This window comes from Corynebacterium sp. ACRPS, from assembly GCF_022346005.1.
GTDB lineage: Bacteria > Actinomycetota > Actinomycetes > Mycobacteriales > Mycobacteriaceae > Corynebacterium.
Genome location: NZ_JAKRMY010000001.1, coordinates 58,324 through 71,976, shown reverse-complemented (window position 1 = coordinate 71,976; position 13,653 = coordinate 58,324). Strand labels below are relative to the sequence as shown.

Genomic DNA, 13,653 nt, shown 5'->3' with positions numbered 1-13,653 from the left:
AAAATCGTTGTCACTGTGAAATAGCTGCGGATTAGATAACGATTCGTTTACACCCCTGTTGGATGCCCATCCGGCAGGGGTAGATTAATGGGTATGACTTTGAAAAAGATTGCAACCGCGACGATGTCCGTCTCCGCAGCTGCGCTCATGACCATGGGCGTAGCAAACGCTGAGGAACCCGCAGCAAACCCGGCACCGGCTGAGCCCGGCACCGAGGTGGCAGACACCACCGCCAAGAGCGACCTGGTGGAATCCCTGCCGGCAGACGCTGACAAGCTGGTGCCCAACATCGAGGGCCAGACCATCACCGGTGAGCTGCACTCCGTTAAGGAAGACGGTCAGTTCACCGTGCAGTTCGACAAGGATCAGTCCCTGGTTCTCGATGATGGCTGCAATACCTACACCACCTCCTACGATGTGGATAAGGATGGCACCATTCACGTAGGTGACTTCGTCTCCACCAAGGTGGCGTGTGATGACCACACCCAGGCACTTTCTGATTCCCTGCGTGACGTCCTCGAGTCCGAGCCTTCCTTCTATGCTCTGCCTGACGGCCAGGCCGCACTGGGCACTGAGGACAACGCCGTTGTCTTCAACGTTGTGGAGTAAATACTCACAAAACCATTCAGCACCATGATCCTCCTTGGCGGGGGACCATGGTGCTGTTGTGTATGTGGCGGGGTGGACTACTTGGCATCGGAAAGCGCGTAGGCAGCGCCTGCGGAGGCGGCCGTCACGGCGAGGACTGCTGGCCAGGAACCAATCTTCTTTGCCAATGGGTGGGAGGCGCCGAACGCGCCGACATACAGGGCGGACAGGCCTGCGGTCGTGGCGGGGTTGGTCTTCTTGGCCCAAGAACGGCCGGCCCATAGGCCCGCTGCGCCGAGGATGACGCCGCCGAGCGGGCGAATGCCGGTCTCGCGGGCGGTGACCCAACCACCGATAAGGCCGAGGGTAACGGTGGTGGCGGTGGATACGTCTTGCGGTTTCTTGATATCAATCATGGACATGGTGGCCAGTCTAGGCCTGATTTGTGTGCCCCGCTAGAATTCCTGCCATGATTGCGGAGACTAACCTGCCATCGGAGCGCCAAGCATGGCTCGCCATGTTTGCCCTATCCCTCGGTTTCTTTGTATCCCTGTTGGACCAATCGATGGTAGCCATCGCCTTGCCGGAGATTCAGGCGGATTTGGGCGCCACGGTCAATGAAATCATGTGGGTTTCGGCCGCCTTTTTGCTTGCCGTCGTAGTGCCGCTGCTTTTTACGGGGCGGCTTGGCGATGTCCTCGGTCAGCGCGCCCTGTTTTGCATCGGCGTGGCGCTGTTTGGGATCGGCGCAGTAGCGTGTGCGCTGGCGCCGTCGATAGAAGTGCTCATCGTCGCGCGCATCGTGCAGGGTCTCGGAGCATCGCTGGAGATGCCACAGACGATGTCCGTTATTAACCGGGTATTCGCCCGCGAGCGCCGTGGGCGCGCGCTGGGGGTATGGGGGATTATCGGTTCGGTGGCATCCTTGGCTGGGCCGCTGCTCGGCGGGTTCCTCGTGGCTTCTTTTGGCTGGCAGGCGGCCTTCTGGGTGCATATTCCATTTGTTATCGCCGCCATCGTGCTGGCCCTGCTGTGGATACCGAAGCTGCCGACCACGGCCCAGGACATCGATAAGCCCTCGGCCATAGTCTCGCTCATTGCGCTAGGGTCCATCGTCTTTGGCATTCAACAAGGCCCAGAGCTGGATTGGGACTGGCGGGTGCTGGTGGTGCTTGCCATCGGCATAGTCGCAAGCATCGCGTTCGTGCGCTTGCAGGTTAGCGCGCAGGACCGCGGTTCCACGCCTCTCTTTCCGGTGGAGCTCTTCCACAACCGCAACTATGCGGCCGGCGACGTGGGCATATTAACCATGGGCTTTATGGCGGCTTCGGTCATGCTGCCGGTGATGTTGTGGCTGCAATCGGTCAAGGGGCTATCCGCCGGTGAGGCCGGCATCATCGTGGCTCCCATGGCGCTGGTCTCCATGCTGATGTCACCCATCGCCGGCATCCTCACGGACGTGGTGAATCCGCGCCTGATGGGGCTGGTGGGATTTAGCCTTATGATCGCCTCGCTGTGTTTGGCCTGGTGGGTCATGCATGCCGACGCCAACCCGTGGTGGTTGTCCCTGCCCATCGCCGTTCTAGGAATCGGCCAGTCCTTTATCTGGGGCTCCAACGCGGCAACGACGCTGCGCGATATTTCACCTCACCACATGGGCGCGGCGTCGGGGGCGTATAACACCTCCCGCCAGGTGGGATCCGTGGTAGGCGTGGCTCTAGTCTCCGCCGTAATGCAAACGGGTAATCCGACTACGGCGATCATCAATTCGATTCTCGTGATTGTTATCGCGCTGGTGGTGGGACTTATCTCCTCACTGCGCTACGTGGACACGCTGCATGGATAAAAATCCTGCGCTAAATTGGGGATCATGCGTCTAGCTGTACTGACTTCCGGTGGCGATTGCCCCGGCCTGAATGCTGTAATCCGTGCGGTTGTGCGAACCGCATCCAACGAATTTGGCGATACCGTCGTGGGCTACGAAGACGGGTGGGTTGGCCTTTTAGAAGATCGCCGGCGCGATCTCTACGACGATGCCAGCATCGACCGGATTCTCTTGCGTGGCGGCACCATTTTGGGCACCGGCCGGTTGCACCCCGATAAATTCAAGGCCGGCTTGGAGCAGATCAAGACGAATATGCGCGAGGCCGAGGTCGATGCCCTCGTTGCCATCGGTGGCGAAGGCACGCTCAAGGGCGCTAAGTGGCTTAACGATAATGGCATCCCCGTCGTGGGCGTGCCGAAGACCATTGATAATGACGTCAATGCCACGGACTATACCTTCGGCTTTGATACTGCGGTATCGGTGGCAACTGATGCGATCGACCGCCTGCACACGACGGCGGAGTCGCACAACCGCATCCTCATCGTGGAGGTCATGGGCCGCCACGTAGGCTGGATTGCTCTGCATGCCGGCATGGCCGGCGGCGCACACTACACGGTGATCCCAGAAGAGCCCTTCGATATCGCGGAAATCACCAAGGCGATGGAACGCCGCTTCCAGATGGGCGAGAAGTACGGCATCATTTGCGTGGCCGAAGGCGCCCTGCCGAAGGAGGGCACCATGGAGTTCGAACCCGGCGGCGTCGACCAATTTGGCCACCAAACCTTCAACGGGATTGGCCAGGTCATTGGGGATGAAATCAATAAGCGCACCGGCTATGACGTGCGCACTACCGTCTTGGGGCACATCCAGCGCGGCGGCACGCCCACTGCGTATGACCGCGTCCTAGCAACCCGCTACGGTGTGCACGCCGCCCGCGCGGCGCACAACGGGGATTCGGGAATGTGTGTTGCCCTGCACGGCGAAGACATCGACCTCGTGCGACTAGAAGAGGCCGTGGGCACACTGAAGACGGTGCCCGATGCCCGCTACCGCAATGCGCAAGCGCTCTTCGGCTAAAGCCTTTTTAGCTCCCCGTCGTCTCGAATATTAAGATCGTCCTCTCACATGGTGGGAGGGTACTCTTTTGTATATGAGTACCGATAGCGCTACAGAAAAACAGGAAGAACGGCAAGCGCTCATCGCGGCGCTGGGTTTTCCCATACTCGTAATCATCGGCGGCATTATTGGCTATATCGCCCCTGGCACCGCGGCATCCTTTGCCCCACAGGTAACGCCGTTGCTGGGCATCGTCATGTTCGGCATGGGGCTTACCCTCAAGCCCGTAGATTTTGCACTCGTGGCGCGCCGGCCGCTCCCGGTGGTGCTCGGCGTGGTGGCGCAGTTCGTCATTATGCCGCTTATCGCGCTCGCCGTGGTGGCAGTAATGGATCTGCCAGAGGCGGTTGCGGCTGGCGTGATTTTGGTCGGCTGCGCCCCGGGCGGCACGAGCTCTAACGTGGTGTCCTACTTAGCGCGCGGCGATGTCGCGCTTTCAGTGACCATGACCTCTATCTCTACGCTTTTGGCGCCCATCCTCACCCCGCTATTGACCTTGTGGTTGGCGGGCGAATACATGCCGGTCTCCGCGGCATCGATGGCGTGGTCCATCGTGAAGGTGGTCCTCGTTCCGGTCATCGCGGGCATCGTCATCGGCATGCTGCTTCCCCGGCTCGTGGCAAAGATTCAGGCGGCTTTGCCGTGGATTTCCGTTACCGCGATTGCCTTGATCGTGTGCATCGTGGTCGGCGGCGCGCAGGACAATATAGCCACCGCCGGTGCGCTGGTCTTTGCCGCCGTGGTTATTCACAATGCGTGCGGCTATGGGCTGGGCTATCTCGCGGGCCTTTTTACCCGCCAGCCGGTTCCGGTGCGCCGCACCATGGCCGTGGAGGTGGGAATGCAAAATTCCGGGCTAGCTACCAGCCTTGCCTCTTCCTACATGAGCCCACTGGCCGCCTTGCCCGGCGCCGTCTTTTCCGTGTGGCACAACCTGTCCGGCGCGATTTTGGCAGCGCTGTGCCGCTTTAGCGATGCCCGCAAGGGTGCAGTCAGCTAAAAATTAATGGTGACAGCGGGGAAGTCCTGGTCTACGAACCAGGGCTCTTCCGTAATGGTGAGCGGGGGTTGGCCTTCCTCGAAGGCTAAGGTATCGCCGCCTTTGACGGTGGCGCCTTGCAGGATGTGGTCGGCGATATTTGCCAGCTTGTAATAGAGGTCCGTGGGATCCATCGAGCTGGTGCGTGCCTGGATTTCCGGGTGACCCGCTTGGACTAGGCCCATGGAGTAGCCGCGGAGCTCGCCGCCCGATTGGGTAATCCACACCGGTGCAATGTGCATGGGTGCGAGGTTATTGCGCACGGCGTCATTAAACATCGCCGGGGAGATGGAGACGTTCCCGCGCGGGTTGTGGATGATGAGGCAATTGGGGTGCTGGGCTACGGCGGACGTCGCCTGGGACAGCAGATCGAGGTGCTCGCGGCGCGGCTCGCGAAATTGATGGGAAAGGTCGTGTTCCTTGTTATCAGGAAGGACCGAGACGAGCACCTGGGATCCCGCAGTGTTGAGGTCGCAGGCATCGGCGCTCAAAATGGGGTGGAGGCCGTAACTATCTGGGGTGGGTGCAGAATCAATGGTCTGGTAATGCAAGAGAAACGCGCCATCGATAGGAACTACAAGGCTGCCTGGGTTCTTGCCGGGAGTGATTTCGCCGACGCGCGCAGAAAAGATGCCGCTGACGGCGTCTTTGATCTCATCGGTAGTAGGGGCGGTGGAAAAGACCGCGATGTTGATGAGTGGGGCATCGACAAGCGAAGTGTCTACTGTATGTGGAGTCGTCATGACAGTCACCCTAGGGGCTAGCGCGCGAGAGTGCACGGACGTATTAAGATGGCACGCATGACTGCTGCGATGTATGACCTGATGGACTTCGACGAGGTCCTCGACAAGTATGAACCGGTAATGGGCATGGAAGTCCACGTGGAGCTGGATACGGAAACCAAGATGTTTTCCACATCCGCCACGAACTTCAGCGCAGCCCCTAACTCCAATACCGATCCGGTATCGCTGGGCCTTCCCGGGGCTCTTCCCGTGGTTAACTCCAAGGGCGTGGAGGGTGCAATCAAGATTGGCCTGGCGCTTAATTGCTCCATCGCGGAGTCCTCGCGCTTTGCCCGCAAGAATTATTTCTACCCGGACCAGCCAAAGAACTACCAGATTTCCCAGTACGATGAGCCGATTGCCTATGACGGCTACCTCGACGTCGTACTGGAAGGCGGCACGGAATGGCGCGTGGAAATCGAGCGCGCCCACATGGAAGAAGACACCGGTAAGCTGACCCACCTGGGCGGCGCCGATGGCCGCATCCACGGCGCTACCGCATCCCTGGTGGACTGCAACCGCGCGGGCATTCCGCTCATTGAGATCGTCACCAAGCCCATCATCGGCGCCGGCGAGCGCGCCCCCGAGGTGGCAAAGGCCTATGTCTCGGCGCTGCGCGAGCTCGTCGCTGCGTTGGGCGTGTCCGATGCCCGCATGGATCAAGGCTCCATGCGCGTAGACTCCAACCTTTCCTTGCGCCCTATCGGCCAAGAAGAATTCGGTACCCGTACCGAGACGAAGAACATCAACTCCATGCGCTCGGTCGAACAGGCCGTACGCTTTGAGATGCAGCGCCAGGCACAGGTATTAGAAGATGGCGGCAGCATCGAGCAGGAGACCCGCCACTACCAAGAAACCGATGGCTCTACCTCTAAGGGCCGCCCGAAGGAGACCGCGGAAGATTACCGCTACTTCAATGACCCGGATTTGCCGCCGGTCATCGCCCCGCGCGAGTGGGTAGAAGAGCTGCGCGCAACCCTTCCGGAGCTGCCGTGGGTCCGCCGCGCCCGCATCCAAAAGGAGTGGGGCATTAAGGACGAGGAGATGCGCGACCTAGTCAACGCGGGCGCGCTGGATCTCATCGTGGAGACGGTCGAAGTCGGCGCGAAGCCGGACGAGGCTCGTTCCTGGTGGGTGTCTTATCTTGCAGGTAAGGCCAATGAGCAGGACAAGACCCTGGCTGAGCTGGATATCACCCCGGCCCACATCGCCCGCGTCATCGCCTTGGTCAAGGAAGGCAAGCTGACCACCAAGCTGGCGCGCCAAGCCGTCGATGGCGTACTGGCGGGCGAGGGCGATGTTGATGAGGTCGTCGCCAAGCGCGGTCTCGAGGTCGTGCGCGATGATGGGGCCATCGAAAAGGCCGTGGATGATGCCTTGGCCGCAAACCCGGACATCGTGGAGAAGTACCGCGCCGGCAATAAGAAGGTCACCGGCGCGATCGTCGGTGCCGTGATGAAGGCGACGCAAGGCAAGGCGGATCCGGGTCAGGTTAATAAGCTGATCGCGGAAAAGCTGAGCTAATACGCCACTAATCTAGCCAGTCTTCGTCCCTGCTTCCACAAGGGGCGGAGGCTGGCTTTCGTGGTTTTTAAATTGACCATAGTTTTCATTTGGGCAGGTCAGGACGGCAAAGCGTAGACTATGTGACATGCCAATTAAATCTAAAGTTCTGCAAAAAACGAGCCCAGATGCACCTTTTCGCACCGTAGAAATCGAACGGCGCGATCCGCGCGAAGATGACGTCGTCATCGATATCAAGGCGGCAGGCATTTGCCACTCGGATATTCACACCATTCGCAATGAGTGGGGCGAGGCCCACTTCCCGCTGACGGTGGGCCACGAGATCGCTGGCGTGGTCGAAGCGGTAGGGGACAAGGTCACCAAGTTTAAGGTAGGCGACCGCGTGGGTGTGGGCTGCTTGGTCAACTCTTGCGGGGTGTGCGAGCAGTGCCGCAATGGGCAGGAGCAAAGCTGCCTGAACGGCTCGGTGGGAACCTATAACTCTGAAGACGTCGATGGGACCATTACCCAGGGCGGCTATGCGCAAAAGGTCGTGGTCAATGAGAATTTTGTGTTGACGATTCCGGAAGGCCTCGACTTTGATGTTGCCGCCCCGCTCTTGTGCGCCGGAATTACCACCTACTCGCCCTTGGCCCGGTGGCAGGTCAAGGAAGGCGATAAGGTAGCCGTCGTTGGCCTTGGCGGTCTGGGCCACATGGGCGTGCAGATCGCCGCCGCCAAGGGCGCTGAGGTCACCGTCATTTCCCGCTCCTTGCGCAAGGAACAAGAAGCCTACAAGCTCGGCGCGCAGCGGGTGTTGGCAACGGGTGAGGCCCCCGACTTCTTTGCCAACCACAAGGGCGAGTTTGACCTGATTTTGTCTACTATTTCCGCCTCCTATTCCCTCAATGACTACCTGCAGCTGTTGAAGCCGCGGGGGATCATGTCTGTGGTCGGCCTGCCGCCGGAGGAACTGGGAATCACGATGGGCAACCTCGTTGGTGGCGGTAAAGTATTGACCGGAAACAATATTGGCGGCATTGCCGAAACCCAAGAGATGCTGGACTTTTGTGCAGAACACGGCATCGGCGCGGTCATCGAAAAGGTGGGCGTTGATGACGTTGACGCAGCCTATGAGCGGGTTGTTGCCGGTGATGTGAAGTTCCGTTTTGTCATCGATACGGAAACTTTCGCGGATTAAGTATGTAAGCTACTTCATCGACAAAAGATGATGTATTGTATTTCACGCACGTGCAAGTAGGATTTCGTTATTGGGTTACGTACCATGTGCACAGGAGCACACTCCTGCGCCGCGCCTCCCCGCACGCGTCGGGGGATAAGGAGGGGGCCTAGGACGCGCGCACTGGTGTGTGAAAATTATCCGCTACAAAAGTTAGGCAACTGTGTCTTATAAAAATATTCTCGCCATGGCTATGTCCTTCGTGGGCCTGCTGGTAGGCGCGGGCTTTGCTACGGGCCAAGAGGTCGTGCAATATTTCACCGCCTTCGGCACCTGGGGTATTGCCGGCATTGTGGTCGCAGCGGCCATTATGACGCTGGCGGGCACCGTGTTCTTGCAATTGGGCAGCTATTTCCACGCCACTGAGCACAACACGGTATTCCGCAAGGTCACCCACCCTATCGTGTCTAAGCTATTGGACGTCGCCGTTATCATCACGCTCTTCGCCATCGGCTTCGTGATGCTGGCCGGTGCCGGTTCCAATATGGAGCAGCAATTTGGCTGGCAGGCTTGGATCGGCTCGACGCTGATGTTGGGGCTCGTGATTGCCGTCGGTATGATGGACGTCGATAAGGTGTCCAAGGTCATCGGTATGCTCACGCCGTCCATCATTATTGCCGTCATTGGTGTGGCCATCTACACCATGTTCAATATGCCGGACGATATCGGTGCGGCAATGGAAGCCTCCAGCCAAATCGATACCCCGATCGGCAACTGGTTGGTCTCCGCGCTGAACTACAACGGCCTAGCTTTGATGCTGGCGGTTTCGATGTCGCTGGTTATCGGCGGCGATAACATTAGCCCCCGTGAGGCCGGTTGGGGCGGCATCGTAGGCGGCATCGTCTACTCCGTCATGATGGGCCTGGCAGGCTTCTCCCTGCTGATGAACGCCGAGGAGATTGAGGGCTCCGATATCCCGATGCTGTCCTTGGTCGATAGCGTCAACCCAGTCTTGGGCGCAATCATGGCCATCATTATTTACCTGATGATTTTCAATACCGCCATTGGTATGTTCTACGCATTGGGTAAGCGCCTTTCCGCGGGCAATGAGGCAAAGTTCCGCGTTATCTTCATCGCCGGCTGTTTCGCAGGTTTCGGCGTCTCCTTCTTCGGCTTCAAGACCTTGATGCAGTACGTCTACCCGGTCATCGGCTACATGGGCATCGCGATGGTGGCCGTCTTGGTCTTCGCATGGTTCCGCAGCCAGTCCAAGATTCAGGACGAGGCGCTGCGCCGCGAGCGCGTGCGTTCGCTGATGCACCTGAAGCTGAACCCGAACAAGGAATACGACGCAGATCGCTACGACGACGAGATTGGCCAGCACCTCGAGGATTCCAATATGGATAGCGAATCCCTCTATGAAGAGCTCGTGACCGAGGTGACGGAAAAGCTTGACGGTGATGACGATGTGGACTTTGATAAGGAAGAATTTGAGAAGCAAAACCAGGACGATCACACCTACTACATCGAGCGCGAGGGCGTAGAGCACGACCGCTCGCCGGAAGAGATTGAAAAGTGGATCGAAGAAACCGGTGCTATCGGTGACCCAGAGGAAGACGATGAGTCTTCCGAAGCGGAAAGCTCCCAGAAGTAATCTCGCCTTAGAGCAATAAATTTCCCTCCCCAGGATTTCCCGGGGAGGGATTTTCTATGCCTTGTGCTTGCCGATGCCCCTTTTAACGCTTAGGGCTGGAGCTGGCCAAGGGATTACAGCAGGAGGAGCTTGAGGGTCAGGCCAACCATGATGACGCCGATGCCAACGTTGATCCAGCGCCATACCTCGGGGCGGGAGAGGACGTGGGAGAAGCGGGCAGCGCCAAAGCCAATGACGGGAAACCACGTAAAGCTGGCGGCAATGGCACCGCCGGCGAAAAGCCACCGGCCGGGGTCGCCATACTGGTTGGCGATGCCGCCGAGCATGACCAGCACATCAACATAGGCGCCTGGATTGAGCCAGGTTAGCGCCAGCGCGGTAAGTAGTGGCTTAACCCAGGAGGGAGAGCGCTTAATTTCCTGGCGCTGGGTGGCGGTAGCTGTGGCGACAGAACCGTGCCCGGTGCCGGCCCCACCCGTGGTGTCGCCGTCGAAGGTCGCGACTTCCTCGGTGGAATTAGGGGAAGTGGATTCCACGTCGATGGCCTCGCCCTTGGTTTTGAAGGCATCGCGGAAGCAGGTGAAGGTGAAAAAGGCGAGGTATGCCGCGCCGATGTACTTGAGCGCCTCAAGCGCATTGGGAAAGCGCTCAACCAGGTAGCCGACACCGGCGGTGCCGGAGGTAATGAGGATGACATCGGAAAGCGCGCACACCACGATGATGAGCCCGATGTGATCGCGGCGGATGCCGTATTTCAACAGCATCGCATTTTGGGGGCCGACGGCCACGATGAGGGATAAACCAAGCACAAAACCAGCAAGCACGATGGACATGCCCCTAGTGTGGATCCAAGCGGTAAATAAGTCCAGTTAATCTATCTTCATATGGTTTAGAATAGCTTCATGAACCCGGTACATTTGGAAACCTTGCTGGCCATCGTGGAGGAAGGAAGCTTTGAGGTCGCCGCCTCGGTCCTGGGGATTTCCCCATCTGCGGTAAGCCAGCGCATTAAGGCGTTGGAGGCGAGCACCGGCCGTGTGCTGGTGCGGCGGGCGAATCCGGTGGGGGCGACGGAAGCCGGCGAAGTCCTCGTACAGGCGGCCCGGCGCATGGCGTTGGTGCAGGCGGAAACCGATGCCCGGTTGGGCCAGCGCCTAGCGCGCGTGCCCCTGTCGGTGGCCATCAACTCCGACTCGCTCGCCACCTGGTTTACGCAGGTATTAAGCGATACCGCGCAGCAGGGAGACGTTGCCCTGCGCATACGCATTGAGGATGAGGCCCGCACGCTCGCGATGCTGCGGCGCGGCGATGTTTTGGGTGCGGTAACGAGGGAGCATTCGCCGGTATCCGGGTGCGATTCCACGTTTTTGGGGACCATGCGCTATTTCGCCGTTGCCGCCCCGCATATCGCGGAAGGCTTTCATTCAGGGCGGTTTACCTGGGAGACGATGCCGCTGGTGGGCTATGGCCCCAATGACCAAGTGCTCGATGATGCCATGCGCGAGCGCTTTATTGACTCCCACGTCGTGCGCGCACGGGTCTCGCAAATTCCCTCTTCGGAAGGCTACCTGGAGGCCGTGCGCGTGGGCCTGGGGTGGGGGCTTTTGCCGCAGGTCCAGGCCCAGCCGCTGGTGGAATCGAAAGAGCTGCTGCTTCTCGATGACCACCAGCTCGACATCGACCTCTACTGGCAGCGTTGGCGCCTAGAATCCGAGGTCTTAAGCGATCTGACGCGGTCTGTGATTAACGCGGCTGCGGGGCTGGGAAGAGCTTAAGCTGAAAGTCTTCCGGATTCTTTACTTCCTCGCCGGAGGGAATGGGGCCCGGGAGTCGCACGCCAGGGGCAAAGGGCTGCCCGCCAAAGCGATCGCGGTCGTGCGGCTCTGCTAGCCAGGACATATCCGGTCCCACCGGAACGATGCGGGTGGGGTTGATTTCGGTGTGCGTGGCAAAGTAGTGCTGTTTGATCTCGGTGAAATCGGTGGTATCACCAAAGCCCGGTAGCTGGAATAGTTCTTGCAGGTAGCCGCGCAGGTTGGGCAGTTCCTGGATCTTGTGGCGCGAGCACTTGAAGTGCGAGTAATACACGGGATCGAAGCGCACGAGGGTGGCAAATAGGCGGATATCGGTTTCGGTAATGTGATCGCCAACCATATAGCGCTGGGTGCCCAGGCGCTCCTCGGCCCAATCGAGCGCCTCCCACAGTTGGTCATAAGCCTCTTCGTAGGCTTCTTGCGAGCCGGCAAAACCGCAGCGGTACACGCCATTATTGATGCCGTGGAAGATGTACTCGTTGAGCTCGTTCATCTCCTCGCGGTGCTGTTCAGGGAAGAGATCGGGAGCGCCTTCTGCCTGGAAGTCCGTCCACTTTTCAATAAAATCGCGCACCATCGAGGGGTAATCATTGGTGACTACCCGGCCGGTGGATTCTTCTACCAAGGCTGGCACAGTAATTCCGCGGGGGTAATCTGGAAAGCGCTCGAAGTAGGCTTCCTGCAGGCGCTTGTAGCCCAAAACCGGGTCTACTTCGCCCTCGTCGAGGTCGAATGTCCAGGACCGCGCATCGTGTACGGGCCCGGCGAGGGCCAAGGAAATGGAGTCCTCTAAGCCCAACAGGCGGCGAGCGATGACCGCGCGGTGCGCCCACGGGCAGGCACGGGCCGCCACCAGGCGGTAACGGCCAGCCTCCATGGGCCAGTAAAAGGTGCCATCATCCTGCGCGGTTATCTCGGATACCTTTGGTGAAATGCGGTCTTCGATATAGGTGGTATCGCGAATAAACTCGCCATCTGGTGAAGCATTGCGGGCATCTCCGGCCCAGTCGGAGTCGTGTGAAGTCATCGATTCGTTCCCAATTCTGGTGGATTCATAAGGCGGGGAAAGTGTCCCCGCCGGTAATTAATGTTTATATGTCAACTATGTGACATTGTTGATATTACAACAAGATGGGGGCTGGGGGAAGAGGAGTGCGGGGACAATTGCGGCGCGCCGATAACGGTACCGCAAAACTGCAGGCAACTGTCTTAAGTTGGTCATATGAGCGATAAGCAGCAACCGGATAAAGCCAATCCCTTAGACGAGGATCTTAACGTTCCAGCCTATGATTCCATGCGGCAGGATAACCCCGATGTCTTTGCCCGCGCAGGGCGCGCCGAACCGCAAGAAATTCGGCCGCAGAAGCAAGAGGCGGCGGAGACGGAGGTTTTGCCCAATGCCGCTAATGGGGCCACGCAGCAGGGAAACCAGCAATCCGCAGGTGAGGATACCGCGGTATTGGATCCCGCAGCGGCGTCGCAGGCCGAAGGTTTTGCGGCAGACGATGCCGGCTTGAGTCCAGAAGAGCTGGCGGAACAAGAGCGCAAGCTTCAGCAGGAACAGGAGGATAAGGAAGGCTACAAGCGTTATGGGCGCCGCGGCACCATTGACTTTGGCCTCTTCTTTGTCCGCTTGGCTATGAGCGCCTACCTCATCATCGCTGGCGTGTCCACGTTCTTCTCGCTGGGCGATGGCGCCGGAGTCTCCGGACTGGAAAGCGATTACTCGCAGTACGCTTGGGCTAATTCCTTTGCCTTGGCGGTACCAACCGTGCAGCTGATCGCCGGAGCATTCCTCCTTTTGGGCCTGATTAGCCCTCTTGCGGCCATGCTCGGTTTGGTCGTTACCGGTTTCACCGCCTTGCACGAACTGGCGGAATCGGGCGCTGGTCTGCAGGTCTTTGACTGGCCGGACTCGGTATGGCTATCGCTGGTCCTTTTCGTTATCGCGATTGGCCTGCAATTTACCGGTCCTGGTTTCATTTCCTTGGACTTTGGTCGCTCTTGGGCGCGGCGCCCGCTGGGTACGTCGTGGGTCTTTGTGGTGGTCGGTATCGCCATCTTGGTTGCCGTGTGGTTCTTTGGCGCAGCCGTAAACCCCATCGCTTAGCCTGTTACTCGCTACCGCGTAAGTGGAACCCCGCCGCAGTTA

The 13,653-nt window shown here is 59.1% G+C and carries 13 protein-coding genes; 9 read left to right on the top strand and 4 right to left on the bottom strand.

The window, feature by feature from the left end; all coding sequences use genetic code 11:
• Positions 1 to 93 precede the first annotated feature (93 nt).
• Positions 94 to 609 (top strand): META domain-containing protein, encoded by a 516-nt coding sequence (locus tag MHX65_RS00330; RefSeq protein ID WP_239267715.1) that lies wholly within the window; start codon positions 94 to 96, stop codon positions 607 to 609.
• A gap of 77 nt (positions 610 to 686) precedes the next feature.
• On the opposite strand, the gene MHX65_RS00325 is transcribed toward MHX65_RS00330, so the two are convergent.
• The gene (locus MHX65_RS00325) at positions 687 to 1,010 is read right to left on the bottom strand and encodes a membrane protein (RefSeq protein WP_005282483.1); all 324 of its coding nucleotides are present in this window, start codon (positions 1,008 to 1,010) and stop codon (positions 687 to 689) included.
• Between the two features lie 47 nt (positions 1,011 to 1,057).
• Between MHX65_RS00325 and MHX65_RS00320 the strand changes: the two genes are divergently transcribed.
• The 3 genes from MHX65_RS00320 to MHX65_RS00310 all read left to right on the top strand — a co-directional run bounded on the left by MHX65_RS00320 (position 1,058) and on the right by MHX65_RS00310 (position 4,529).
• Positions 1,058 to 2,434 (top strand): DHA2 family efflux MFS transporter permease subunit, encoded by a 1,377-nt coding sequence (locus tag MHX65_RS00320; RefSeq protein WP_239267713.1) that lies wholly within the window; start codon positions 1,058 to 1,060, stop codon positions 2,432 to 2,434.
• A 24-nt stretch (positions 2,435 to 2,458) separates the two neighbouring features.
• Positions 2,459 to 3,490 (top strand): ATP-dependent 6-phosphofructokinase, encoded by a 1,032-nt coding sequence (locus MHX65_RS00315; RefSeq protein ID WP_239267711.1) that lies wholly within the window; start codon positions 2,459 to 2,461, stop codon positions 3,488 to 3,490.
• 73 nt (positions 3,491 to 3,563) lie between these two features.
• Positions 3,564 to 4,529, top strand: coding sequence for a bile acid:sodium symporter family protein (locus MHX65_RS00310; RefSeq protein WP_239267709.1), 966 nt, complete (start codon positions 3,564 to 3,566; stop codon positions 4,527 to 4,529).
• Here the strand turns inward: MHX65_RS00310 and MHX65_RS00305 are convergent.
• Complete coding sequence (locus tag MHX65_RS00305) at positions 4,526 to 5,311, bottom strand: DUF4261 domain-containing protein (RefSeq protein WP_239267707.1); 786 nt, start codon at positions 5,309 to 5,311, stop codon at positions 4,526 to 4,528. The genes MHX65_RS00310 and MHX65_RS00305 overlap by 4 nt on opposite strands.
• A 57-nt stretch (positions 5,312 to 5,368) precedes the next feature.
• Here MHX65_RS00305 and gatB point away from each other — a divergent pair, with 57 nt between their 5' ends.
• The 3 genes from gatB to MHX65_RS00290 all read left to right on the top strand — a co-directional run bounded on the left by gatB (position 5,369) and on the right by MHX65_RS00290 (position 9,687).
• Entirely contained in the window at positions 5,369 to 6,874 is a 1,506-nt protein-coding gene (gene gatB, locus MHX65_RS00300) for an Asp-tRNA(Asn)/Glu-tRNA(Gln) amidotransferase subunit GatB (protein ID WP_239267705.1), read from the top strand.
• A gap of 127 nt (positions 6,875 to 7,001) precedes the next feature.
• Positions 7,002 to 8,054, top strand: coding sequence for an NAD(P)-dependent alcohol dehydrogenase (locus MHX65_RS00295; protein ID WP_239267703.1), 1,053 nt, complete (start codon positions 7,002 to 7,004; stop codon positions 8,052 to 8,054).
• A 202-nt stretch (positions 8,055 to 8,256) separates the two neighbouring features.
• Entirely contained in the window at positions 8,257 to 9,687 is a 1,431-nt protein-coding gene (locus MHX65_RS00290) for a YkvI family membrane protein (RefSeq protein WP_239267701.1), read from the top strand.
• A gap of 113 nt (positions 9,688 to 9,800) precedes the next feature.
• On the opposite strand, the gene MHX65_RS00285 is transcribed toward MHX65_RS00290, so the two are convergent.
• Complete coding sequence (locus tag MHX65_RS00285; protein WP_239267699.1) at positions 9,801 to 10,520, bottom strand: LysE/ArgO family amino acid transporter; 720 nt, start codon at positions 10,518 to 10,520, stop codon at positions 9,801 to 9,803.
• 69 nt (positions 10,521 to 10,589) lie between these two features.
• Here MHX65_RS00285 and MHX65_RS00280 point away from each other — a divergent pair, with 69 nt between their 5' ends.
• Positions 10,590 to 11,462 (top strand): ArgP/LysG family DNA-binding transcriptional regulator, encoded by an 873-nt coding sequence (locus MHX65_RS00280; protein ID WP_239267697.1) that lies wholly within the window; start codon positions 10,590 to 10,592, stop codon positions 11,460 to 11,462.
• Here MHX65_RS00280 and MHX65_RS00275 read toward each other — a convergent pair.
• Positions 11,431 to 12,528, bottom strand: a complete 1,098-nt coding sequence (locus MHX65_RS00275) for a glutathione S-transferase family protein (protein ID WP_239267695.1) — start codon at positions 12,526 to 12,528, stop codon at positions 11,431 to 11,433. The two genes, MHX65_RS00280 and MHX65_RS00275, sit on opposite strands and share 32 nt — an antisense overlap.
• Positions 12,529 to 12,723: 195 nt before the next feature.
• Here MHX65_RS00275 and MHX65_RS00270 point away from each other — a divergent pair, with 195 nt between their 5' ends.
• Positions 12,724 to 13,611, top strand: a complete 888-nt coding sequence (locus tag MHX65_RS00270) for a DoxX family protein (protein WP_239267694.1) — start codon at positions 12,724 to 12,726, stop codon at positions 13,609 to 13,611.
• The last annotated feature ends 42 nt before the right edge of the window (positions 13,612 to 13,653 follow it).